Consider the following 25,442-nt stretch of genomic DNA (forward strand, 5'->3'; position numbering starts at 1 on the left):
ACGTGTTACTCACCCGTCCGCCGCTGACTTGAACTGGAGCAAGCTCCAGTCAAGTCCGCTCGACTTGCATGTATTAGGCACGCCGCCAGCGTTCGTCCTGAGCCAGGATCAAACTCTCCAAAAAGATTGTTTGACTTGCTCAATTGTTTTAAATAAGAATTAACTTACTGGCATGTATTTTGTTCAGTTTTCAATGTTCGATTCACGTCACTCTCAAGCGACTTTTATAATATATCACCTATTACTCTTTTAGTCAACAACTTCCGTTCTCTTTTTTGTAAATTATTTATCATAGACAATGTAAATCGTACCTATCATATGAAAATATCTCTTCTAGTAGTACACATCGTCTCTAATCATTCTTCCCACAGTCGATAAACTTTCTAAAAAATGGACAAAAGAAAAACTCTGAAAAACATGCTGATGTTTTCCAGAGTACTAATAATTCCATTATAAGACTTGCTCAATGTGAAGGTCTCTTCTCTTTTCAAGATCTATGATGTCTTTACTTTCTTCTAGTTGTACAAGCGGCCTTGTCGGATTTTGTTGTTTCATAAATAGAATTGTCGCTACTCCACCATCGGACAGCTGGACACTTGTTCCTAAAGATAGTTTTGTAAATAACTCCGTTAATGCCTTCACTACTGATAAGTCAAACTCTCCAAAGAAGTCTTGTCTAAACATTTCAAGTACTTTAAACGGAGCCTGCCGCTTACGATACACACGTTCAGCAGTCATCGCATGAAACACATCGGCTATCGCCACAATTCGGGAAATTGGAAGTAGTTTCTCTGCTTTTACTCCATTTACATAACCTGAACCATCTGTTCGTTCATGGTGTTGAAAAACAGCCAATTTCGTTTCCGGTTTTAGCAGGTTAATATCCTTGACCATTTTATAACTTAAAAAAGGATGTTCGTTCACTTCCTTTTTCTCTCTCTCCGTCAATGAAGTTTCTTTTAATAAAATGTGCGGGCTGATTTTTGCCATTCCACAATCGGCTAAAACGCCGGCAAGGGCAGCTTGAACAATAAATCCTTTTTCATAATTTAATTGAGCGGCAATGGCACCACTTAACAAGCCGGTTGCAACAGAGTGATGGTAACAATAGCTTTCCTTTTCAGTATATTTAGATATTTCACGAATTACTTCTGGATCGATTAACATTTCATCAAGCAATGGCAAAGTAATTTCACGTATCTTGACAATATCTATACTAGCCCCTGCCTGCCACTTTTGAAATTCCTTTTTGTATTCTTCTACGCTCTGAAGATAACTTTTAAAGAAGTCTACTTTTTTATCTACCGGAACATCTGCTTTTGGCTTTTCTTTATCTGTATGAGTCCCTGATTCGGTCACGATTCCTATGGAGGCTCCTTCTCCCACATCTACTTCATCAATTAAAAATGCTTTAAGTATTTTAATGTGCCAATTTGTTAAAACGGTTTCTTTAGCCATTAACGGCTCAGACGCCTTATGCATGACATCATTAAGCAGTACGTTCCCTTCCTTTACATCTTCCACCCTCACGTACATACACCTTTCCCCCAAGTGTTTTTTACTTATATCTTAGCAAATACTGGATGAATGCGGAATAAAAAAAGCCGGAAATCCCGGCTTTCTTTACTTGTTCTCTTCCATCGAATCTTGATCTAATCCATGGTCCTGTGCTGTCTCTTCAGCCATTTCGTCAGGAAGCAGTTCTTCCTCCTCTTCCTTGGCTATCTTAGCTACAGTTGCCACTGTTTCTTCTCCATTCAATCGAATAAGTTTTACCCCTTGTGTGTTTCTTCCTGTAATGGAAATATCATTTACATCCATTCTAATAAGGACTCCCCCGACGGTAATCAGCATTAAATCCTCTTGTCCGCTCACTGTTTTGATCGCGATAAGCGGCCCGTTTTTATCCGTAATATTGCATGTTTTAAGTCCTTTTCCGCCTCTTGTCTGAATCCGATACTCTTTTTCAGGTGTCCGTTTACCGTAACCGTTCTCTGTGACAATCAGTACATAATCATCTTCCTGAAGTAATTCCATGCCTACAACACAATCATCCTTGGAAAGTCTGATGCCTCTTACCCCGGTAGTGACCCGTCCCATTTGACGGACGTCTTCTTCTTCGAAGCGAATCATCATACCGTCCTTGGTCCCCATTACGATGTGTTTATGACCGTCTGTCAGCCGTACGGAAATTAACTCGTCATCTTCTCTTAAGTTAAGAGCACGTAACCCATTTGTTCGAATATGAGCAAATTCTTTTAATTCCGTTCTCTTTACAATACCTGACTTTGTTGCAAAGAATAAAAAGGAATTCTCAACGAACTCTTCCACGCGAATCATCGCGTTCACCCACTCATCTTTTTCTACTCCTAGTAAATTAATAAGAGGGATCCCTTTTGCTGTTCTGCTAAACTCAGGAATTTGGTATCCCTTTAAACGATAAACCTTTCCTTTGTTCGTAAAGAAAAGAATGGTGTCATGAGTGGAAGTCGTCAATAGCTGTTCAACGAAATCATCTTCGTTTGTCCCCATCCCTTGTATGCCGCGACCTCCTCGTTTCTGACTGCGGTATGTTGATGCAGGCAGCCTCTTCACGTAACCATTATGCGTCAGCGTTAGCACAACTTGCTCACGGGGAATTAAATCTTCATCCATAATATCTTCAAGACCGGCATCCATAATATCTGTCCGGCGTGTATCATTAAACTTCTCTTTGATCTCCAACAATTCTTCATGGATGATCGCAAGAATTTTTTCATCGTCAGCCAAAATGGCTCTTAATTCGGCAATTAATTGAATGAGGTTTTGATACTCTTCCTCAATTTTCTCCCTTTCCAATCCAGTCAAGCGCTGTAGCCGCATATCGAGAATAGCTTGTGCCTGTTTTTCAGATAAGGAAAACTGCTCCATCAATCCTTGTTTAGCAATTTCAGTCGTTTGAGAACTGCGGATTAAGTGAATAATTTCATCAATATGATCGAGAGCAATTCTTAGCCCTTCTAAAATATGAGCTCTTGCCTCTGCCTTTCTCAATTCAAATTCTGTGCGGCGGCGGATAATTACCCGTTGGTGTTCTAAGTAATAACGAAGACACTCTTTTACGCTTAACACACGCGGCTGACCGTCTACGAGTGCCAATAAATTAATCCCGAAGCTCGTCTGCATAGCCGTGTGCTTGTACAAATTGTTTAAAATGACATTGGCATTTGCATCCCGGCGGATTTCCATAACAATCCGCATGCCATTTCGGTCTGATTCATCCCTTAAGTCAGTAATCCCGTCAATTCGTTTTTCGCGTACAAGTTCAGCAATTTTTTCTATGAGCCTTGCTTTATTCACCTGGTAAGGAAGTTCATTTACAATAATGGTTTCTTTCCCATTAGCACGCTGTTCGATATCTACTTTTGCCCGGATCGTTAAAGAACCTTTGCCTGTTTCATATGCTTGACGAATGCCGCTTCGTCCCATAATCATACCGCCTGTAGGGAAATCTGGACCTGGAATATACTCCATAATTTCCGGTACTGACATCTCCTCATTTTTACTAAAAGCAATCAGTCCGTCGATTACTTCACCAAGCTGATGAGGAGGGATATTCGTTGCCATGCCGACAGCAATTCCTGACGTGCCGTTTACGAGCAAATTCGGAAACCTGGATGGCAGCACAACAGGTTCTTTTTCTGATCCATCATAGTTATCCTTATAATCAATGGTGTCTTTATTAATATCACGTATTAATTCCATTGATATTTTAGACATGCGGGCTTCTGTATAACGCATAGCAGCAGCAGCATCCCCATCGATAGACCCAAAGTTTCCGTGACCATCGACAAGCATGTAGCGATAGTTAAAATCCTGCGCCATACGCACCATCGTTTCATACACAGCCGAGTCGCCATGCGGATGGTACTTACCGATCACTTCACCGACAATTCGGGCAGATTTTTTATAAGCTTTATCAGCTGTCATCCCTAAATCATTCATCGCATAAAGGATCCGGCGATGAACCGGCTTTAAACCATCTCTAACGTCTGGAAGAGCGCGGGAAACGATGACACTCATTGCATAATCTAAAAAAGATGAGCGCATCTCCTGGCTAATATTGATTTCTGTTACTTTAGATTGAGGCATTTCAGCCATTTAAAAGAACCTCCTTTAACGAACTGCTTTCTATCTTTTGAAAAAGACAGGAGGTTGACTCAAAGCTAAAGTGCCAGACCTCTGATCCCCGATGGATTGTATATTTACAGAATGAGCATCCACTATATACAGTATATCGAGGGTGAGATCAGACCCTTTTAAGTCAACCACTTGTTTCCATTTGTCTATTTCTCGGGCTGTCCTTTTCCCAGTTATATGTCCAGGTTTTTCACATACAGTGCGTTTTCCTCAATAAATTGTCGACGCGGTTCTACTCGGTCACCCATTAATATCTCAAACGTTTCATCCGCTTCAATGGCATCTTCCAGGTTCACTTGCAGTAACGTTCTCGTTTCCGGATTCATTGTTGTTTCCCATAATTGCTCCGGATTCATTTCGCCCAGTCCTTTATAGCGTTGTAATCCTGGTTTTGCATTATCAGGAAGGCCTGCTATGATCTCATTTAGCTGATGGTCATTGTAGGCATATTCAATTCGTTTCCCTTGGGTTACCTTATATAGCGGCGGCTGAGCAATATAGACAAAACCTGCTTCAATCAGCTGTCTCATGTAGCGGAAGAAGAAAGTCAGAAGCAACGTCCGAATATGAGCTCCATCTACGTCTGCATCCGTCATAATAACTAACTTATGGTAACGAGCTTTAGAGATATCAAACTCGTCCCCGATTCCCGTGCCAAGGGCCGTAATAATTGTCCGAATTTCATTATTTGATAAGATTCTATCGAGCCGGGCTTTTTCCACGTTAATGATCTTTCCGCGAAGCGGCAGAATGGCTTGAAAATGACGGTCACGCCCTTGTTTGGCTGATCCGCCAGCCGAGTCTCCCTCTACTACATACAATTCGCTGATTTCAGGATCACGCGACGAACAATCGGCTAGTTTCCCTGGCAGGCTTGATACTTCGAGCGCACTCTTTCTGCGGGTTAACTCCCTCGCTTTTTTCGCTGCCATACGCGCACGGGCAGCCATCAAACCTTTTTCCACAATTTTTTTAGCAGTTGCTGGATTTTCCAGAAGAAAACTTTCAAAACGGGCCGAAAACACCGAATCAGTTACTGCTCGAGCTTCAGAGTTGCCAAGTTTCGTTTTTGTCTGCCCTTCAAATTGCGGATCCGGATGTTTGATAGAAACAATGGCTGTTATCCCTTCCCGAACATCTTCACCCGATAGATTCGTTTCCGCTTCTTTAATCAAACCGTTCTTGCGGGCATAGTCATTAATCACACGTGTTAAAGCTGTTTTAAATCCAGATTCATGCGTTCCGCCCTCATACGTATTAATATTATTAGCAAATGTATATAAATTGCTGGCAAACCCTTCATTGTATTGCAAAGCGATCTCCACAGAAATGCCGTCTTTCGCGCCTTCCATGTAAATAGGTTCGCTATGAACGACTTCTTTCGTCCGGTTTAAATGCTCTACATATGATTTAATACCGCCCTCATAGTGGTACTCGTTCATCTTTCCATCTTCACGTTTATCTTCAATGATAATTTTAATGCCGCGATTTAAGAAAGCGAGTTCGCGCAGACGATTGGCAAGCGTATCATATTCATATACTGTCGTTTCAGTAAAGATTTCATCGTCTGGACGAAAGTGAATGGTTGTTCCTGTATAATCCGTTTCACCAATAATTTTAAGATCTTCCTGAGGTACTCCTCGTTTGTAAGATTGGTAGTAAATATGATCATCACGGTGAACAAACACTTCAAGCTGCTTCGATAAAGCATTGACGACGGAAGCCCCTACGCCGTGAAGACCACCAGAGACTTTATAACCGCCGCCGCCGAATTTTCCGCCTGCATGAAGAACAGTTAAAATGACTTCTACTGCCGGCCGGCCTGTCTGTTCCTGGATACCAACTGGAATTCCCCGCCCATTATCTTTAACAGTAATACTGTTGTCCTTTTCGATAATTACCCGGATTTCATCACAGTATCCTGCCAGTGCTTCATCAATACTGTTATCAACGATTTCCCAGACGAGATGGTGAAGACCTTTTCCACTCGTTGAACCGATATACATCCCCGGCCGTTTGCGAACGGCTTCAAGTCCTTCTAACACTTGTATCTGGTTTTCATCATAAGAAGGCTGGTTAGCTGCATTAGTGTGTTCCATAGTCAAATCCGTTCACCTGCTCTTTCTTTTAAAAGCCTATTGTTGACATTTACAGCGTAATCCGCCAGGCTTTTGAAAATGATTTTCATATATTCGTTTTTTACTGTATAGAATAAAAGGGAAAAAAGATAAAATGATTTTCAACTGCCACAATAACGAATTGAAACACCTTTGGTCGTCTTTCATTTTATTTGTGCTACTGTTCCTCCTTCTACCGCAAACGTAGAAGCTTCCTGCAGCGTCTGGTGATTAATTCCTTCTGTGCTAGTTGTAGTGACAAAAGTCTGCACCTTTCCCTGTATCGTATTTAGCAAATGGGACTGCCGATAATCATCAAGCTCTGACAGGACATCATCGAGTAGAAGAATGGGATATTCTTTGATTTCAGAGTGAATCAATTCAATTTCTGCCAGTTTGACCGATAGCGCTGTTGTCCGCTGCTGACCCTGGGAACCAAATGTCTGCACATTTTTTCCATTCACTTGAAAAATGAGATCATCTCGGTGCGGACCCGTTAACGTTATTCCCCGCTCTACTTCTTTTGTTCGCTGGGAATAGAACTTTTCTTCAAATACGTTAACTATTTTAGACGAATCATCCTCTTTGGATACATGAATAGACGGTGTATATACAATATCGAGACTTTCTCCTCCGCGTGAAATGCCTGAATGGATGGATCGTGCCCAATTTTGAAGTTGCTCAATAAAATCAAATCTTCTTCTGACAACTTTTGCGGCTAATCCAATGAGTTGATCTGTTAAAACATCCAGCATCGTAAAATCATTTGCTTTCTTTATTTGCAGCTGCTTTAAGTAATGATTTCTCTGCTGCAACACTTTATGGTATTGGCTGATATCGTGAAGATAGACAGGAGAAACTTGGCCAATTTCCATATCGATGAAGCGCCTTCTCACTTGAGGATTTCCTTTGACGAGATGAAGATCTTCCGGGGCAAACATCACAACATTTATATTTCCGACATACTGGCTTAAACGCTGCTGTTCAAGATGATTGCATTTTGCCTTTTTTCCTTTTTTGGAAATGATTAATTCTAAGGGTATAGCATTTTGAGTTTTTTGCACTCTTCCTTTTATTTTAGCATATTCCGCTTCCCAGCGAATTAAATCTTTATCGTTGGAGGTCCGGTGGGACTTGGCCATAGCCAATACAAAAATAGATTCAATCATATTTGTTTTGCCCTGGGCGTTTTCCCCCAGAAAAACATTCACTTTATTTTCAAATTCAATGTCTAAAGAAACGTAATTACGATAATTTTCCAAAGACAATTCTGTTATATGCATGTGCAAAACACCCTTTTATTTTATGAACCCGCAATTTTAAAACTGCCAATCCCCGGAATATCTATCCGGTCACCCACACGAAGCTTTCTCCCTCTTCGCTGATCAAGCTCGTCATTTACGAATACTTCATGTTCGCTTAAAAACCATTTAGCCATACCGCCTGTCTGAATAACATCAGCCAGCTTTAAAAACTGTCCTAAAGGGATATACTCGGTTTCTATGACTACTTTTTTGTCCATTATTTTTCACTGCTTTCGAATGAATTCTCTAATGCTTTATTTTACTAAACTTTTCAACTTAACACAAAGAAGAAAGAACCAATTGTCTAAGTCCTTTGATCTGTTCAGTGCTGGAAGCTGATCATTTTCACTAGCTGTATTATCCAGCATGCGAAAGAAGGCTGCCCATTTTTCATGTAACAGCCTTTCATCGCCTATTTTTTTCATATTGTTCACATTGTAAAGTTGATTAATACGTTCTCACAGGTAAAATGAGCTGCAAAATGGAATGGTCATGCTCAGGTCGAATGACAAAAGGTCTCATTGGTCCGGTAAATTGAATGTTAATTTCTGTTCCTTCGAGTGCCTTCAACGCGTCCATCATGTATTTGGCACTGAATGAGATTTTTATTTCTTCACCTTCAATGGCCTGACTCTTTACTTGTTCAGTAACCTTGCCGATTTCCGGAGAGTTAGAAGAGACTTCAATTACTTCTTCGTCAATCATCGATAATTTGACTACATTGTTGCGTCCTTCCCTAGCAAGCAAGGACGCCCTGTCGATCGCTTGCAAAAATTCTTTCGCATTCAATTCCAGTTTTGTTTTGCTTTCTGTAGGAATTAAACGGCTTGTGTCTGGATAATTTCCTTCGAGCAGACGGGAGTAAAATAATAAATGCTTCGCCCGAAAAAGTACTTGGTTTTCTGTAATGACGATCTCTACTGGATCTTGAGTATCATCAAGAATTTTGCTTAGTTCATTCAAGCTTTTCCCCGGAATAACAATGTTGTATTCCGCATTTAAGTCTGTTTCTATGGCTGCTTTTCTCAAGGCCAGTCTATGGCTATCCGTTGCAATACAAATTAACTCGCCTTCTTCCATCTTCCAGTTGACACCTGTCAAGATGGGGCGTGTTTCTGAGGTGGACACTGCAAAAACAGTTTGTCTAATCATTGCTTTGAGCAAATCTGTCGGCAGTTTGAACATTTCCCCTTCTTCAATTTGCGGAAGCTGCGGATATTCATCTGGATCAAGTCCATTCAAGTTGAATTCAGCTTGGCCAGAACGAATAACCGTTTGAAAAGAGGTAATTACTTCAATCTCTACCTTTTCAGAAGGCAATTTTTTGACAATTTCATTGAAAAAACGTGCATTTACTACAATAGAGCCTGTTTGTTGGATTTCAACGATGATTTGTTCTCCCTCTTCTTTCGGAATGAAGGATTCAATAGAAATATCAGAGTCACTGCCCGTTAATTTAATCCCCTCTTCTGTAGCATCAATTTTAATCCCTGTTAAAATCGGTATCGTTGTTCTAGAGCTGATTGCTTTTAGAACGTCTTGCACACTTTGAGCAAAACGATCTTTTTGAATGGAAAACTTCATTTTTTTCTCCTTTCGCTATTCAAGCATAATTTTTTCAGTAACTGCATATAATAATAATTTTGTATTTAAAAATAGTAGTAATAGTAATAGGGCTTGTGAATATGTGGATAACCTTAAAAAGTTAAAGTAAGAACAGTCTATCCACATGTGGACAGACTGTTTATAAGTTTCAACAAGTTATTCACACTATTAAGATTTTAAAATGCTTTGTATTTCTTTTACGTTTGATTGCAGTTGGCTGTCTGTGTCGAGAAGCTTTGAAATTTTTTCATGAGCATGAATGACTGTTGTGTGATCTCGGCCTCCAAACTCCTCTCCAATCTTAGGAAGAGAAAAATCAGTTAGCTCACGTGATAAATACATAGCAATTTGTCTCGGGAATGCAATCGACTTTGTCCGTTTTTTTGCTTTAAAGTCCTCGAGTTTCACATTGTATTGTTCACCGACTACTCTTTGAATGTCCTGGATCGTAATTACTTTTGGTTTAGAGCTCGGAATAATATCTTTAAGTGCTTCTGCTGCGAGATCTGCATTAATGTCTTTATTAATTAGTGATGAATAAGCAACGACACGAATCAGTGCTCCTTCAAGCTCACGAATATTTGTATCAATTTGATTGGCAATGTAAAGCATGACTTCATTTGGAATATCAAGGTTTTCAGCTTTTGCTTTTTTACGCAGAATAGCGATACGCGTTTCTAAGTCTGGCGGAGTGATATCTGTAATTAGACCCCATTCAAAACGAGAGCGCAGACGGTCTTCCAGTGTCGGAATTTCTTTAGGGGGCCGGTCGCTTGAAATAATAATTTGTTTGCTTTCTTCATGAAGTGTATTGAACGTATGGAAAAACTCTTCCTGTGTCTGTTCTTTGCCAGCAAGAAATTGAATATCATCTATCAGAAGAACATCTACATTTCGATAGCGATTACGAAAATCAACCGCTTTGTTATCCCTGATTGAATTGATGAATTCATTCGTAAATTTTTCAGAAGATAAGTATACGACCTTTGCATCTGGGGTATGTTCTAAGACGTAATGGCCAATTGCGTGCATCAAATGGGTTTTGCCGAGCCCTACCCCTCCATAAATAAACAGCGGGTTGTAAGCTTTGGCTGGTGCTTCTGCAACAGCAAGCGAAGCCGCATGAGCAAAACGGTTGCCGGAGCCAATGACAAAAGTATCAAATGTATACTTCGGATTGAGCATACTTTGCGGAAATTCATGAAATTCGTCTTTTTTCTTCTTTTTCTTTGGCATAGGGAGTTCGTATTCTTCGGATGCTTGGTTTTCGGGAATGATAAATTTGACAGCTAGCTGCTCACCTGTAATCTCACCAAGCACTCCCGAAATAAGTTGGGAATAATGCCCTTCAAGCCAGTCTCTAGCAAAATCATTTGGAGCAGAAATAGTGATGGAATCACCTTGTAAGGAATGTGCTTTCGTGGATTTTAGCCACGTATCAAAACTCGGCTTGCTAATCTTCTTTTCTATGTTTTCTAGCGCTTTATTCCATAGATCCTCGATATTTTCCATAAGGCCCCCTCCTTTTAATCAAATTGCAGCTATTATATAACAGTTTTTAAGGATTTTTATATTTATGCACTGAATTGATTGTGATTAAATATATAATAAGAAAAAAGTAGTTTTTCGACATTACTAACAACTTGTGGACAATCTTTTACAAAGGGTATGAATAACTTATCAACAACTTATCAACAATTGTGGATAAATATAGTTAGGGAAATACTTATTCAGAGTGAAAACAAAATAATGATAGCAGAAAAAACGTTGTCGTGCAATGTAATATATAATTTATCCACAATAAATACAACATGTGCATAAAAACTTTTCCACAGGATGCGGTTTTGTGTAAAAGTTGTCAGTAACGATTGTGAATAAAAAAAATCTGTCGAAAATTATCCACAGTCGCAGAGGAGCAGGTTTTTATGCAATGATTTTTTCTTTTAGTAAAGAGGGACGGTTCTAGAAGACTCGCCGTCTCGGCGAATTGTTTTTTGATCAGGTGTTGACAGGATGTTCATTCGTCTTTATAATCAAAAAGACTGTCTTAACGTTAAATTTTCCATTCCTTTTAGGGAGGTGTTTTATAATGAAAAGAACTTACCAACCAAATAAGCGTAAAAGAAGTAAAGTTCATGGTTTCCGTAACCGTATGAGCTCTAAAAACGGCCGTCGTGTTCTAGCTCGTCGTCGTGCTAAAGGAAGAAAAGTATTATCTGCATAAGCCACTGAAAAATCTCAGTGGTCTTTTTTTTAGAAAAAATGACGAAGAAAAGGTGAATGACGAATGAAAAAAACGTTCCGTATAAAAAAAGACCGCGACTTTCAATCCGTTTTCAAAGGCGGACAGTCTTTTGCCAATCGTCAATTTGTTATTTATATGTACAAAAGTAACTTACAAGTCCCTTTTCGAATCGGATTGTCTGTGAGCAAGAAAATTGGAAATGCAGTGACGCGCAACCGAATCAAGCGTCATATTAGACACAGCTTTACAGAACTAAAAGAAGAGATCCTTCCTGGATACGAATTTATCATTATTGCTCGAAAGCCAGCAGCTGATATGAATGGCAACGAAGTGAAAAAGAGCCTCATTCATGTGTTAAAGCGAGCAAAGGCATTCAGTAGAAGGATGGATCGCTCTAATGATAAATAGTTAGAAAATGTAATGAGTTGAGCCGGATCCGCTTGAGGACGGCTGCTAGGAAAGATGGACAGGGGGAGTATAAGTTTGAACAAGAAAATGATCACTCTGATCTTTTTAGCAGCAGTAACGATGCTGCTGGCCGGTTGTACAGAAATAAATCAGGAAATTACACCGGAAAGTAAGGGCTTTTGGAATGAATTTGTTGTTTACCCGCTTTCCATGGTTATTATAAAAACAGCTGAAGCAGTAGGTAGTTATGGCTGGTCGATTGTGATTGTTACGATCATCATTCGTTTGATTATTTTACCTTTAATGATTAAACAGACCAGAAATGCAAAAGCGATGCAATTACTGCAGCCCGAAATGAAAAAAATTAAAGAAAAGTACCAATCCAAAGATGCTGTCACTCAGCAAAAAATGCAGCAGGAGACGATGGCTCTTTTTCAAAAGCATGGTGTAAACCCGCTGGCCGGCTGTTTCCCATTAATCGTGCAAATGCCGATTATCTTTGGATTTTATCAGGCAATTATGCGTACCGAAGCAATTAAGCAAGATACCTTCTTGTGGTTTGATCTCGGTTCACCAGATCCTTTCTTTATTCTTCCAATTGTGGCCGGTGTGACAACTTTCTTGCAGCAAAAACTAATGATGGCAGGAACGATGAATCAGAATCCGCAAATGGCAATGATGCTATGGCTGATGCCGATTATGATTGTTGTATTTGCTATTAATCTTCCAGCCGCTTTATCCCTGTATTGGGTAGTAGGAAATATCTTTATGATCGTTCAAACGATTATTATTAATAAACCAGGGGCGGACAAGACTGCTTCTGTTAATAATTAGGTGAAATATACAAAAAGTGATCAGTATAGATCGAATATGTTCATTGTACTGAAAACAAAATAAAGGACTTCCCAGTCATTTCTGTTCTTACGATGAAGAAAAGAATGGCTGGGAAGTTTTTTTGCTTTATTAAATTCCTCCGTTGAATTCCCTTCTAATCGATAAATCAGCAAAATCAACACTAGTCATTAATGTAATATATTTTCCATTCGATAGATTGTTACTTTATTTCCCAAAACTAATAGACGTCAGTAATGATTGTTATCCACACGTTAATAAGTTAAAATAAATAAGGTTGAAAAGAAGGCTGTGGACAAAACAGGCTTCTTTTTAAATCGCACTTTTTGTGATAATCTATTGGTTTGAGAATAAAATCATGTTTATTTTTTATAGATAAAACGGAAGAAGGAAGAGGTGAAATCATTGGATTTTGATACAATTGCTGCTATTTCTACCCCGATGGGAGAAGGTGCGATCGCTATCGTTCGTTTAAGCGGCGAAGAAGCGGTGAAAATTGCTGACCGTGTTTTCCGAAGTCCGTCTAAAAAGCCATTGACTGAAATGGCAAGCCACACGATTCACTACGGTCATCTCATTGATCCGAAAACAGGAAAAACGGTAGAAGAAGTGATGTTATCGCTTATGAGGGGACCAAAAACATTCACGAGAGAAGATGTAGTAGAAATTAATTGCCACGGAGGAATTGTCTCCGTTAACCGTGTACTGCAACTAGTGTTGAATGAAGGAGCGCGCCTTGCTGAACCAGGGGAATTTACGAAAAGGGCCTTTTTAAACGGCCGGATCGATTTATCGCAGGCAGAAGCAGTGATGGATTTGATTCGGGCAAAAACAGATAAGGCAATGCACGTAGCATTAAATCAAATGGAAGGCCGTCTTTCCAAACTAATTCGTCAGCTTCGCCAGGAAATCCTTGAGACACTTGCTCATGTGGAAGTGAATATTGATTATCCTGAGTATGATGATGTGGAAGAAATGACGCATCACGTGTTGTTGGAAAAGTCACTATTTGTTCAAAAAGAAGTAGAGAAACTTCTGCATACATCCCAACAAGGAAAAATTTTGCGAGAAGGACTGTCAACCGTCATTATTGGACGGCCGAATGTTGGAAAATCTTCTTTATTAAATACACTCGTACAGGAAAATAAAGCAATTGTAACAGACATTCCAGGAACGACACGGGATGTCATTGAAGAGTATGTCAATGTGAGAGGGGTTCCGCTCCGGCTCATTGACACAGCGGGTATCCGTGAAACGGAGGACATCGTTGAACGAATTGGTGTCGAACGATCCCGTCAAGTGTTAAAAGAAGCAGATTTAATTTTGCTTGTTGTCAATTACTCTGATCAGCTGACAGTTGAAGATGAAAAGCTATTTGAAGCAGCGGCCGGTATGGATGTAATCGTTATTGTGAATAAAACAGACTTGCCGCAGCAAATTGATATGGAGCGCGTGAAGGAACTTGCAACAGGAAAACAGCTTGTAACGACTTCTCTTCTGCAGGAAAAAGGAATCGATGAGCTGGAAGAAGCGATTGCTTCCTTATTTTTCTCCGGTTCGCTTGAAGCAGGTGATATGACGTATGTTTCTAATTCTCGTCATATTGCTTTACTGAATCAGGCACTGACAGCTATTACGGATGCCATTGAGAATACACAGGCGGGAACGCCGATTGATATTGTTCAAATTGATTTAACGAGAACGTGGGAATTATTAGGAGAAATTATCGGTGAAAGTGTTCACGATAGCCTAATTGATCAGCTGTTCTCGCAATTTTGTCTCGGAAAATAATAAATGAATACAGGAGGAAGAAGTATGCCACGATATGAAGCGGGCCAATATGATGTCATTGTTGTCGGTGCCGGACATGCTGGTGTAGAAGCGGGATTAGCGGCTGCACGTACCGGAGTAAAGACGTTAATGATCACTATTAATTTAGACATGATTGCTTATATGCCATGTAATCCGTCAATCGGGGGTCCGGCTAAAGGAATTGTCGTTCGGGAAATTGACGCCCTTGGCGGTGAAATCGGCAAGAATGTTGACAAAACCCATATTCAAATGCGTATGTTGAATACAGGCAAAGGACCGGCTGTGCAGGCATTAAGAGCACAGGCAGACAAAGTGCTGTACCAGCAGGAAATGAAAAAGACCATCGAGAATCAAGAAAACTTAACGCTTATTCAAGGAATGGTTGAAGAACTGATTACTGAAGATGGTGAATGTCGTGGTGTGGTAACGCAGACAGGAGCGGTCTACCGTTCACAAGCGGTCATTATTACGACGGGAACTTTTTTACGCGGAGAAATTATTATCGGTGATTTGAAATATTCTAGCGGCCCGAACAATCAGCAGCCATCACTCCGTTTATCTGAAAGCTTGGAGAAACTCGGCTTTGAGCTCGTTCGATTCAAAACGGGTACACCGCCGCGTATTAATAGCCGGACGATTGATTACAGCAAAACGGAAATTCAGCCTGGAGACGAAGAACCACGGGCTTTTAGCTATGAAACGACGAAGTTTATTACAGACCAGCTTCCTTGCTGGCTGACGTATACGAACGAAGAAACGCATAAGATTATTAACGAAAATCTGCACCGTTCTCCAATGTTTTCCGGAGTCATTAAAGGAAAAGGACCGAAGTACTGTCCATCTATTGAAGACAAGATCGTTCGTTTTAACGATAAGCCGCGCCACCAAATCTTTTTAGAGCCAGAAGGCCGAAATACAGAAGAAGTGTACGTGCAAGGTTTGTCATCCAGCTTGCCCGAAGACGTGCAATATCGTATGCTGCGGACTGTTCCTGGTCTTGAAAAGGCGCAACTCATGCGCGCGGGTTATGCGATTGAGTATGATGCTATCGTACCAACACAATTGTGGCCGACACTTGAAACGAAAAAAATCAAAAATTTATACACTGCTGGACAGATCAATGGAACATCTGGTTATGAAGAAGCAGCTGCGCAAGGACTGATGGCAGGTATTAATGCAGCTTGCCGCGTCCTCGGCAAAGATGAAGTGATTTTAAGCCGTTCAGACGCTTACATCGGTGTGTTGATTGATGACCTTGTTACGAAAGGAACGAATGAACCTTATCGTCTGCTTACCTCACGGGCAGAATATCGCTTGCTTCTTCGCCACGACAATGCCGACTTGCGTTTAACGGAGATTGGTTATCAAATTGGTTTAATTTCCGAAGAGCGGTACGAACGCTACTTGGCGAAAAAAGCGGCTATTGCCGGGGAAATAGACCGTTTGAAATCCATTATCATTAAACCGAATGAGGAAACACAGACAATTATTCGTGAAGCTGGTGGAAGTGAGCTGAAAGATGGAATTCGAGCTGCCGCTCTCTTAAAGCGTCCGGAAATGCACTATGGTCATTTAAAACAGCTTATTTCTGCACCTGAGGCACTTGACGCTGAAGTGGAAGAGCAAGTAGAAATACAAATAAAATACGAGGGATATATTGAAAAATCCCTTCAGCAAGTGGAAAAACTAAAGAAAATGGAAAATAAAAAAATACCTGAGAACATCGATTACGATGCAATCAATGGACTGGCTTCAGAGGCACGCCACAACCTGAAGGAAGTAAAGCCGCTTTCTATTGCCCAGGCTTCCCGGATTTCCGGCGTCAATCCAGCTGATATTTCCATTTTACTGATTTATATTGAACAAGGCCGAATCGCACGTACAGCGAATTAAGTCTAGTTGAAGGGATGTTAGGCAAGTGAATAAAGACCAATTTCAGCAATTGCTTGCGGAGAAAGGGATTAAGCTTTCTCCTTCCCAGCTTGAGCAGTTTGATTTGTACTACAAGCTACTCGTTGAATGGAATGAAAAAATGAATTTAACGGCGATTACGAATGAGGAAGAAGTGTATTTAAAGCATTTCTATGATTCGTTATCTGCTGCGTTTTATTTTGATTTTTCCGGTGAATTGACGGTTTGTGATGTTGGAGCGGGAGCTGGATTCCCAAGTATTCCATTGAAAATCGCTTTTCCGGACCTTCAAGTCACGATTGTCGATTCTCTCAATAAACGAATTACGTTTCTAAATCATCTAGCAGAGCAACTGAACCTCAAAAATGTTCATTTTTATCATGATCGTGCCGAAACGTTTGGCAGATTGTCTGAACATAGAGGACAGTACGATGTCGTTATGGCTCGTGCGGTTGCCCGTATGTCTGTGTTAAGTGAGTTATGTTTGCCGCTTGTAAAAATGGACGGCACCTTTTTAGCCATGAAGGCGGCTAGCGCGAAAGATGAACTGCAAAGCAGTCAAAAAGCGCTGACAGTACTAGGAGCCCAGCTAGAAGCCGATTATTCATTTACGCTTCCGATAGAAGAGAGTGAACGGACGATTATGGTGATTCATAAGATAAAAGCAACACCAAAAAAGTATCCCCGTAAACCAGGGACACCTAATAAATCTCCGATCGAATAAAGTTTGGCTTGAGGATGTTTGAAATAGACTGTTTCTAACATTTAAAGTTATCCACTTGTGGATAACTTTATTTTTTAGATTAAATAAAAAAGAAGTCCACAGAAGAAGGAAGAAGACTGTTAGAGAGAGAATAGGTATATCTAGGGAGTTGGATTCGTTAAAGGTGGTGTAGGGATCATGAAGCATCGTTTCTCTCGTTTTTTTAATTTGGGAGAAAAAGCAGCGGATGAAAAGCCAGGAGAAATAGCGATAGCAGAAGAGCCGGCAGCAGAGAGAGAAGCAGTTAAACAAATTCCGGTTTCCTTGATTATGCCGAACCGCTTTCAGCCAAGAACTGTTTTCAATGATCAAAAAATAGAAGAACTGGCTAGAACGATTCACATTCATGGCATTATTCAGCCAATCGTAGTCCGGGAGGCAGAAGACGGAAAATACGAACTGATTGCCGGTGAGCGGCGTTGGCGGGCGGTTCAAACATTAAAGTGGGAAACCGTTCCTGCGATTATTAATAATTTAGATGATACCGAAACTGCTTCGGTTGCTTTAATAGAAAACTTGCAAAGAGAAGAGCTGTCGCCGATTGAGGAAGCTATTGCTTACGGAAAATTACTGGAGCTGCACGGACTAACACAAGAAGCACTTGCCCAGCGACTTGGAAAAGGACAGTCAACTGTGGCTAACAAGCTGAGACTGTTAAAGCTGCCGCAAGAAGTTCAAGAAGCATTAGCGCAAAAGAAAGTGACTGAGCGTCATGCAAGGGCACTTATTCCTTTGAAAAATCCAGAAAAACAAGTGGAAGTTATGAATGAAGTGATTGAAAAACAGTTAAATGTGAAACAAACCGAGGATCGAATCATCCAACTGCTGAGCACATCAAAGCAAACGCGAAAACCACGCCGGAAAGCGTTCAGTAAAGATGTTAGAATAGCTGTCAATACAATCCGTCAGTCTTTATCGATGGTGAGTGATAATGGCATTGACTTAAAATCGCAGGAAGAAGAGTTCGATGATTTTTACCAAATTACAATTAAAATACCGAAAAAGAAATAGAGCGAGAAGCCGGCCGATGGCTCCTCGCTTTTTTTCATCGTGCGAAGACGTGATCCGCTGGATTATTGTGTATGACTTTAGAAGTGATACATAACATTTACTTTTCAAATTGAAAGATAATTTATATAGAGACAGTAAATGAAGGAGCTATTTTTGTTAAAATGTAAGTACAATAGATGAATAGGTTAGGAGAGAGCAGGTGGGATGGATGGGAAAAATCATTGCAGTAGCTAACCAAAAAGGGGGAGTAGGGAAAACAACAACCTCTGTTAATCTAGGAGCTTGTTTAGCGTCGCTCGATAAAAAAGTACTGGTCGTTGATATTGATCCGCAAGGAAATACAACAAGCGGCGCGGGAATTGAAAAAGGCGATGTTGACGAATGCATTTATGATGTATTAGTTGATGATATGGATATAACGGATATTATTAAACCGGCTGCCGTAGAAAATTTATTTGTAGCACCGGCAACCATTTCACTAGCGGGCGCCGATATTGAACTTGTGCCAACCATTTCCCGGGAATTACGCTTGAAAAGAGCGCTAGAAACAGTACGTGACAGTTTTGACTATATTTTAATCGATTGTCCTCCATCGCTGGGACTATTGACGGTGAATGCTTTAACAGCGGCTGATTCCGTTATTATCCCTGTGCAGTGCGAGTATTATGCACTTGAAGGACTGAGTCAGCTTCTCAATACTGTACGACTCGTACAGAAGCATTTAAATAAAGAACTGGCTATTGAAGGAGTCCTGCTGACAATGCTAGATGCCCGTACAAATTTGGGGCTGCAAGTAATTGAAGAAGTAAAAAAGTATTTTCAGGATCGAGTGTATCGAACAATTATTCCAAGAAATGTTCGGCTTAGCGAAGCTCCAAGTCATGGAAAACCAATTATTTTGTATGACCCCCGTTCTAAAGGAGCTGAAATGTATTTAGACCTTGCAAAGGAGGTGGCAGCTAATGGTTAAAGCACTGGGGAAAGGAATCAACGCTATTATTCATGGAAATCAACTTAAAGATGATGAGGTAGTCAAAGATGTAAAACTAAAGGAGCTGCGACCAAATCCTTATCAGCCACGTAAAATTTTTAACGAAGAAACCATTGAGGAATTAAAAGAGTCTATTAAAGAACATGGAATTTTACAGCCGATTATTGTCCGCCGAAGTATTAAAGGCTATGAAATTGTTGTTGGAGAAAGAAGATACCGGGCAGCTAAAGAGGCCGGACTTGAAAGAGTTCCTGTCGTTATCCGTGAACTGTCTGATAAGCAAATGATGGAGTGGGCTTTACTTGAAAATCTGCAAAGAGAAGATTTAACGGCTCTTGAGGAAGCTGCAGCTTATCAGACTCTTATTGAAAGACTAAACCTTACGCAAGAAGAGTTAGCAGTAAAAATGGGGAAAAGCCGCTCTCATATAGCCAATCACCTGCGCCTGCTCTCATTGCCGATGGAAGTACAACAACTTCTGACGGAAGGAAAATTAACAATGGGTCATGGACGGGCGCTCGCAGGCTTAAAAAAGAAGGAGCAAATTATCCATGGTGCGAAAAAAGTTATATCAGAAGGTTTAAATGTCCGGCAGCTCGAAAAGTGGATTCAGCAGCTTCAAGAGAATGTTCCACGTGAAACATCAGTTTCTAAGAGAACAAAAGATATATTTTTAAAAGAACAGGAAGATGTATTAAGGGAACATTTCAGCACATCTGTTCACATTAGACAGACGAAAGATAAGAAAAAAGGAAAAATTGAAATTGAATTTTTATCAGTAGACGATTTAAACAGAATACTTGATTTATTAAAAAAAGATTAATCAGGGAGCTGTCGATGATCGACAGCTCCCTTTATGATTTATAAATGAGAAGGAGAGAAGAAAGTGGTACTATATGGATCAATTGTGAATGCGTTGGCTATTGTTGCTGGATCACTGCTCGGCAAGTGGTTCAATCGTATTCCGGAAGGGATTAAAGGAACCGTGATGCAGGCAATTGGATTAGCCGTCATCGTGCTCGGCCTGCAGATGGGATTGAAAAGTGAAGAATTTTTAACTGTGATTGTTAGTCTAGTGATTGGGGCAGTGATTGGGGAGGTGCTCAAGCTAGATAATCGTCTAAATCAGCTTGGTTTGTGGCTAGAAAAAAAGGTTGGAAAAAAGAATGATGAAATAAGCATTTCTCAAGGATTTGTGACAGCGACATTAATCTTTGTTGTTGGAGCCATGGCTATTCTTGGGGCATTAGACAGCGGCATTCGCGGCAGTCACGAGGTGCTTTTTACAAAAGCGATCCTTGATGGCGTGACCGCTCTCGTTTTAACAACTACTTTAGGAATTGGTGTGGTCTTTTCAGCTATTCCCGTCTTGGTTTATCAAGGGATGATTGCCGTATTTGCCACACAAATTGACCAGTTCGTTCCTAAGGAATGGATGGATGCTTTTATTATAGAAATGACTGCCACTGGCGGAATTATGATTATGGCTATCGGGTTAAACGTACTTGGCTTGACGAAAGTGCGGGTAGCAAATTTACTGCCAAGCCTCTTTGTAGTCGGGCTGATCATTACGATTCAATATCTTCTTTAAATAAGTGATTCGGCTGCATAATGGCCTGCTTTTTTGTGTTTACCTGTATTCCATTATCTGATTGATGTAAATCTTGTAAGATCGCGGAGGCTGAATAACGAACAGATGCTTCAGCAATTCCTTCGGCTATGACACGAGCCATACTCATTACGAGATGAAGACGTGTATTTTGTAAAACGAAAAACTCCATAAACCCGCTTACGTTGACAATACCAGTTATGTGAGCATCACCAACTTCTGGGAGTTCTTTTTTTACTCCGGCACCTGGTTTGACAGGTCCTTTGCCAACTTGTATGTTTCCAACACTTTTCAATCTGCCTAGACATGCATCGGCACCAACAATAAAAGGATTTTTATGCTGTTTTTGGATCAGAGATAATTTCTCTACTAGATTCACCGCATGGACAGGGTTCTGAAGTGTACCATACGTATGAAAGTGACCCAAGTTTTTTTCTTCAAGCAGTGTGCCGATTAATGGGCCGAGAGAATCACCGGTTGAGCGGTCAGTTCCAATGAAAGTAAAGACGATTGGGCAGCTTCCTGGCGACGGAAGCAGCGTCAGTAAGTGATCAGCAAATGCGGAAGCTGCTTGCTGCTCTTCATAATGAACACTATATGAATCAGGTTTTCGTTCAAATAAATTTTTAAGATTCATATGTTACCTCCTGCTGGATAATAGTAACAGTATACGGATTTCAAAGGGTTTCTATACATGATGCTAAGTGAAAAAAGAAAGTTTCATCTAAAAGTGTGTGACTATTAATTTTTTTTCATTCTTGTTAAAATGAAAGATATCCTTCGGTATGCACTAATAAAGGAGGAATCGTATGTCTACCATTCGGGATATAGTCGGGAAAAAGATATGGGATAAATTCACAAATGAAGAAACATGGTTAGCCTGGGGCGAAGGTGCGTTAAAAATTATGTTGACGCTGATAGTGGCTGTCATCGTCGTGAAAGCCGCTAAAGTCATGCTTCGCAACTTTTTTCATTTGCGTTCAAAAACCCGTCTTGGATTTTCGGAGCGGCGGGAGAATACGCTTTTAAAACTAACGGAAAATGTGCTTTCTTATGTTGTGTATTTTGTTGCTTTAATCAATATATTATCTATACTAACCTTTGATATTAAAGGGTTAATTGCCGGTGCTGGTGTAGTGGGGCTTGCCATTGGTTTCGGCGCTCAAAACCTTGTGCGTGATGTCATCACTGGTTTTTTTATTATTTTTGAGGATCAATTTTCAGTCGGTGATTTTGTGCGTATTGGCACGTTTGAAGGTACCGTAGAGGAAATAGGGTTAAGAACAACAAAAATTAAAAATTGGACAGGAGAGCTTCACATTTTACCGAATGGGACTATCAGTCAAGTGACGAACTTTTCTTTACATAACAGTATAGCTATTGTAGATGTGACCATTGCTTCTGGAGAGAATATTGAGGAAGCAGAAAAGGAAATTGCTGATTTATTAGAAACATTGCCTGATAAGTACGAGGAAATTGTTGCAGCACCTAAATTGCTCGGTGTTCAAGAATTAGGTGTTTCTGATGTAGTGTTGAGAATTACAGCTGAAACGATTCCGATGAAGCATGCGTTTGTCGCCCGGATGATCCGTAAAGAGGTAAAATTATGTCTTGATCGCAGCGGAGTTGAAATGTCCGGATGATCGATCAGCAAAGAAGCAGACTAGTACGTTGATGAAAATAGAATTCAAATTCCATTTCCGCGGCTGGTTATGTACTCCCGTAATGAGCAAGAAAAAGCGGTGGCACGAAATAAGCATGAGCGTGTGAAAGGGGGCTGATCTAATGGAAAAGACATTTGATTTACATGATGTAGTAGAAATGAAAAAGCCGCATCCATGTGGAACAAACCGCTGGAAAATTATTAGACTTGGCATGGACATCCGTATAAAATGCGAGGGCTGTGGGCACAGCGTCATTTTACCAAGAAAAGAGTTCACTAAAAAAATGAAAAAAGTCATCGATCTATCCGAAAATAGCAGCGAACAATAACGCTGCTATTTTTTTTATAGAAAAGCGGAAGCGCCTGTTCTGCCCCGACAGGCAAATGTTCTTTGCTCAAAGAAGTGGCCCTTTGACTTCAGCGAGCGAAAGTTATTTGAACCGAGGAGCAGGGCTGAGGAAAAGCGGCAATTGCCTTTTTTTATGACTAAATTTATACTTATGAAAGGTTTGAAACGAAAATAAACAATTGAAGAGTGTAAATAGAGGAGTGACTGAAATGGCTTTAACAGCTGGAATTGTCGGTTTGCCTAACGTAGGGAAATCTACATTATTTAATGCAATTACGAAAGCGGGAGCAGAATCCGCTAACTATCCTTTCTGTACCATTGATCCAAATGTCGGGATCGTAGAAGTACCGGATGGCCGTTTAAATAAGCTTACGGAAATGGTGGAGCCGAAAAAAACCGTTCCTACAGCATTTGAATTTACAGATATTGCAGGAATTGTAAAAGGAGCGAGCAAAGGAGAAGGACTCGGCAACAAGTTCCTGGCCCATATTCGTGAAGTAGATGCCATTTGTCAAGTAGTCCGCTGCTTTGCTGATGACAATATTACACACGTATCTGGAAAGGTAGACCCGATTGATGATATTGAAGTTATCAACCTAGAGTTAATTTTAGCTGATTTGGAGACAGTCGATAAACGTCTTGTGCGTGTAGCTAAACTAGCAAAACAAAAAGATAAAGATGCTGTCATGGAAAATGATATATTAGTAAAATTAAAAGAAGCGCTGGAAGAGAACAAACCGGCTCGTACGGTGGAGTTTTCCGAAGAACAGGCACGTATTGCTAAACAGCTTCATTTATTGACAGCCAAACCAATGCTATACGTGGCTAACGTTGGTGAAGAAGATATCGTTGATCCATCCGACAATGAATACGTTCAAAAAGTCCGCGAATTTGCGGCGGAAGATAATGCCGAAGTTATTGTTGTGTGTGCGAAAATTGAAGAAGAAATTGCTGAACTCGACGACGAAGAAAAAACGATGTTTCTACAAGAGCTTGGCATTGAAGAATCTGGCCTGGATCAATTGATTCGTGCGGCTTATTCTTTGTTGGGGCTGGCTACTTATTTTACAGCAGGCGTTCAAGAAGTGCGAGCTTGGACTTTCCGTCAGGGAATGAAAGCACCGCAATGTGCGGGCGTTATTCATTCTGACTTTGAACGCGGGTTTATCCGTGCTGAAACAGTCTCCTATGATGATCTTGTTGCTGCTGGTTCTATGACCGCGGCAAAAGAAGCCGGTAAAGTCCGTCTTGAGGGAAAAGAATATATTATGAAAGACGGAGACGTTGTACATTTTAGGTTTAACGTGTAAGTTGCGCAAAAAGAGATGTTGTGTTATAATTCTATCTTGTGAGTAATGAAACAGTTACTCCTTGCTCTTTTCAAAAGGAAAGGAGCCGCATAGACCATGAGGAGGTGAAAGAAAGATGAGAAAGTACGAATTTATGTACATTATCCGCCCAACTGTTGACGAGGACGCGAAAAAAGCAGTTGTTGAGCGCTTTGACGGAATCCTAACTTCTAACGGTGCGGAAATCATCGAATCTAAAGATTGGGGTAAACGTCGTTTAGCATATGAAATCAACGATTTTCGTGAAGGTTTCTACCAGTTGGTAAAAGCTAATGCTGAAGCTGAAGCTGTTCAAGAATTTGATCGTTTAGCAAAAATCAGCGACGACATCATCCGCCACATCGTAGTTCGCGAAGATGATAAATAAATCGTTTAAATAAACAAACTTTCAAAATGTTCCGTCTGGGATAATTTGAATTAAAGGGGGTTGATTCTGATGATGAACCGAGTCATTTTAGTTGGTCGTTTAACCAAAGATCCAGATCTTCGTTACACACCGAACGGAGTAGCTGTTGCTACTTTCACGCTGGCCGTTAATCGTTCATTCGCTAATCAGCAAGGTGAACGGGAAACGGACTTCATTAATTGCGTTGTTTGGCGTCGACCGGCAGAAAACGTAGCCAATTTCCTTAAAAAAGGAAGTTTGGCTGGAGTTGATGGCCGTATTCAAACACGTAATTATGAAGGACAAGACGGTAAACGGGTGTATGTCACCGAAGTTCTGGCTGAAAGCGTACAATTTTTAGAGCCGCGTAGCGCCGCCGCAGGCGGTCGCAGCAATGAGAATAATGCGTACGGGAGCGATCAAAGAAATCAGGACTTTCCGTTTGAACAGCAGAATCAACGCAACAATAATAGCAATAAATCAAGTTATACAAGAATGGATGAAGATCCATTTGCAAGCGATGGACAGCCGATCGACATTTCAGATGATGATCTGCCGTTCTAATGATTGAAAAAGGAGGGAAACGAACATGGCAGGTGGACGCAGAGGCGGACGTAAACGTAGAAAAGTGTGTTATTTCACTTCAAACAATATTACACACATCGATTACAAAGATGTTGAACTTTTGAAAAAGTTTATCTCTGAACGTGGAAAAATTCTTCCACGCCGCGTAACTGGAACAAGTGCTAAATATCAGCGCCGTTTAACAATTGCAATTAAACGCGCTCGTACAGTAGCTCTTCTTCCATTCGTATCTGGAGAGTAAGTAGATAAAAACCTGCCTTAACCGGCGGGTTTTTTTATTGTAGACATAGTTTAGTTAAATATT

At 40.5% G+C, this 25,442-nt stretch carries 24 protein-coding genes and 1 rRNA gene; 16 read left to right on the forward strand and 9 right to left on the reverse strand.

Features of this window, described 5'->3' with window-relative positions; genetic code table 11:
• From QYG89_RS12955 to dnaA, 8 genes are all read right to left on the reverse strand, one after another.
• Positions 1-124 (reverse strand): 16S ribosomal RNA (locus tag QYG89_RS12955); the annotation flags it as partial.
• 326 nt (positions 125-450) lie between these two features.
• Positions 451-1,536 (reverse strand): HD-GYP domain-containing protein, encoded by a 1,086-nt coding sequence (locus QYG89_RS12960; RefSeq protein WP_404317985.1) that lies wholly within the window; start codon positions 1,534-1,536, stop codon positions 451-453.
• A gap of 87 nt (positions 1,537-1,623) precedes the next feature.
• A complete protein-coding gene (gene gyrA / locus QYG89_RS12965) occupies positions 1,624-4,140 on the reverse strand; it encodes a DNA gyrase subunit A (RefSeq protein WP_404317986.1) in 2,517 nt (838 codons plus the stop codon).
• Between the two features lie 212 nt (positions 4,141-4,352).
• A complete protein-coding gene (gyrB, locus tag QYG89_RS12970) occupies positions 4,353-6,278 on the reverse strand; it encodes a DNA topoisomerase (ATP-hydrolyzing) subunit B (RefSeq protein ID WP_404318121.1) in 1,926 nt (641 codons plus the stop codon).
• A gap of 182 nt (positions 6,279-6,460) precedes the next feature.
• Positions 6,461-7,579, reverse strand: a complete 1,119-nt coding sequence (recF, locus tag QYG89_RS12975; protein ID WP_404317988.1) for a DNA replication/repair protein RecF — start codon at positions 7,577-7,579, stop codon at positions 6,461-6,463.
• Positions 7,580-7,599: 20 nt separating this feature from the next.
• Complete coding sequence (gene yaaA, locus QYG89_RS12980; RefSeq protein WP_404317990.1) at positions 7,600-7,818, reverse strand: S4 domain-containing protein YaaA; 219 nt, start codon at positions 7,816-7,818, stop codon at positions 7,600-7,602.
• Between the two features lie 229 nt (positions 7,819-8,047).
• The gene (gene dnaN, locus QYG89_RS12985; protein WP_404317992.1) at positions 8,048-9,184 is read right to left on the reverse strand and encodes a DNA polymerase III subunit beta; all 1,137 of its coding nucleotides are present in this window, start codon (positions 9,182-9,184) and stop codon (positions 8,048-8,050) included.
• Between the two features lie 189 nt (positions 9,185-9,373).
• Positions 9,374-10,717: a chromosomal replication initiator protein DnaA gene (gene dnaA / locus QYG89_RS12990; protein ID WP_404317994.1), complete on the reverse strand. Its 1,344-nt coding sequence runs from the start codon at positions 10,715-10,717 to the stop codon at positions 9,374-9,376.
• Positions 10,718-11,294: 577 nt separating this feature from the next.
• Here dnaA and rpmH point away from each other — a divergent pair.
• The 10 genes from rpmH (at position 11,295) to QYG89_RS13040 (ending at position 20,789) form a co-directional block, all read left to right on the forward strand.
• Complete coding sequence (rpmH, locus tag QYG89_RS12995; RefSeq protein WP_100401286.1) at positions 11,295-11,429, forward strand: 50S ribosomal protein L34; 135 nt, start codon at positions 11,295-11,297, stop codon at positions 11,427-11,429.
• 63 nt (positions 11,430-11,492) lie between these two features.
• Positions 11,493-11,858 carry a ribonuclease P protein component gene (rnpA, locus tag QYG89_RS13000; RefSeq protein ID WP_404317996.1) on the forward strand — a complete coding sequence of 122 codons (366 nt, stop codon included), beginning with the start codon at positions 11,493-11,495 and terminating at the stop codon, positions 11,856-11,858.
• 87 nt (positions 11,859-11,945) lie between these two features.
• Positions 11,946-12,692 carry a YidC family membrane integrase SpoIIIJ gene (gene spoIIIJ / locus QYG89_RS13005; RefSeq protein WP_404318122.1) on the forward strand — a complete coding sequence of 249 codons (747 nt, stop codon included), beginning with the start codon at positions 11,946-11,948 and terminating at the stop codon, positions 12,690-12,692.
• Positions 12,693-13,115: 423 nt separating this feature from the next.
• Entirely contained in the window at positions 13,116-14,501 is a 1,386-nt protein-coding gene (mnmE, locus tag QYG89_RS13010; protein ID WP_404317998.1) for a tRNA uridine-5-carboxymethylaminomethyl(34) synthesis GTPase MnmE, read from the forward strand.
• Positions 14,502-14,525: 24 nt separating this feature from the next.
• Positions 14,526-16,415, forward strand: a complete 1,890-nt coding sequence (mnmG, locus tag QYG89_RS13015) for a tRNA uridine-5-carboxymethylaminomethyl(34) synthesis enzyme MnmG (RefSeq protein WP_404318000.1) — start codon at positions 14,526-14,528, stop codon at positions 16,413-16,415.
• Positions 16,416-16,440: 25 nt separating this feature from the next.
• Entirely contained in the window at positions 16,441-17,157 is a 717-nt protein-coding gene (rsmG, locus tag QYG89_RS13020) for a 16S rRNA (guanine(527)-N(7))-methyltransferase RsmG (protein ID WP_404318002.1), read from the forward strand.
• 177 nt (positions 17,158-17,334) lie between these two features.
• Positions 17,335-18,207 carry a nucleoid occlusion protein gene (gene noc, locus QYG89_RS13025; protein ID WP_404318004.1) on the forward strand — a complete coding sequence of 291 codons (873 nt, stop codon included), beginning with the start codon at positions 17,335-17,337 and terminating at the stop codon, positions 18,205-18,207.
• A gap of 208 nt (positions 18,208-18,415) precedes the next feature.
• Entirely contained in the window at positions 18,416-19,177 is a 762-nt protein-coding gene (locus QYG89_RS13030) for a ParA family protein (RefSeq protein ID WP_404318006.1), read from the forward strand.
• Positions 19,170-20,021, forward strand: coding sequence for a ParB/RepB/Spo0J family partition protein (locus tag QYG89_RS13035; protein WP_404318007.1), 852 nt, complete (start codon positions 19,170-19,172; stop codon positions 20,019-20,021). Before QYG89_RS13030 ends, QYG89_RS13035 begins: the two co-directional genes overlap by 8 nt.
• A gap of 63 nt (positions 20,022-20,084) precedes the next feature.
• Positions 20,085-20,789, forward strand: coding sequence for a DUF554 domain-containing protein (locus tag QYG89_RS13040; RefSeq protein WP_404318009.1), 705 nt, complete (start codon positions 20,085-20,087; stop codon positions 20,787-20,789).
• On the opposite strand, the gene yyaC is transcribed toward QYG89_RS13040, so the two are convergent.
• Positions 20,767-21,444: a spore protease YyaC gene (gene yyaC, locus QYG89_RS13045; RefSeq protein ID WP_404318011.1), complete on the reverse strand. Its 678-nt coding sequence runs from the start codon at positions 21,442-21,444 to the stop codon at positions 20,767-20,769. The genes QYG89_RS13040 and yyaC overlap by 23 nt on opposite strands.
• 172 nt (positions 21,445-21,616) lie before the next feature.
• Here yyaC and QYG89_RS13050 point away from each other — a divergent pair, with 172 nt between their 5' ends.
• From QYG89_RS13050 to rpsR, 6 genes are all read left to right on the forward strand, one after another.
• Positions 21,617-22,450, forward strand: a complete 834-nt coding sequence (locus QYG89_RS13050; RefSeq protein WP_404318013.1) for a mechanosensitive ion channel family protein — start codon at positions 21,617-21,619, stop codon at positions 22,448-22,450.
• 142 nt (positions 22,451-22,592) lie between these two features.
• Positions 22,593-22,799, forward strand: a complete 207-nt coding sequence (locus QYG89_RS13055; RefSeq protein WP_404318014.1) for a DUF951 domain-containing protein — start codon at positions 22,593-22,595, stop codon at positions 22,797-22,799.
• Positions 22,800-23,028: 229 nt separating this feature from the next.
• The gene (ychF, locus tag QYG89_RS13060; protein ID WP_404318016.1) at positions 23,029-24,129 is read left to right on the forward strand and encodes a redox-regulated ATPase YchF; all 1,101 of its coding nucleotides are present in this window, start codon (positions 23,029-23,031) and stop codon (positions 24,127-24,129) included.
• Positions 24,130-24,244: 115 nt separating this feature from the next.
• The gene (rpsF, locus tag QYG89_RS13065) at positions 24,245-24,535 is read left to right on the forward strand and encodes a 30S ribosomal protein S6 (RefSeq protein ID WP_404318018.1); all 291 of its coding nucleotides are present in this window, start codon (positions 24,245-24,247) and stop codon (positions 24,533-24,535) included.
• A gap of 69 nt (positions 24,536-24,604) precedes the next feature.
• Positions 24,605-25,117, forward strand: a complete 513-nt coding sequence (ssb, locus tag QYG89_RS13070; protein WP_404318020.1) for a single-stranded DNA-binding protein — start codon at positions 24,605-24,607, stop codon at positions 25,115-25,117.
• A gap of 25 nt (positions 25,118-25,142) precedes the next feature.
• On the forward strand, positions 25,143-25,379 hold the full coding sequence (gene rpsR, locus QYG89_RS13075; protein WP_404318022.1) for a 30S ribosomal protein S18: 237 nt from the start codon (positions 25,143-25,145) through the stop codon (positions 25,377-25,379).
• Positions 25,380-25,442 lie beyond the last annotated feature (63 nt).

The organism is Bacillus lumedeiriae, from assembly GCF_044891285.1.
Lineage (GTDB): Bacteria > Bacillota > Bacilli > Bacillales > Domibacillaceae > Pseudobacillus > Pseudobacillus lumedeiriae.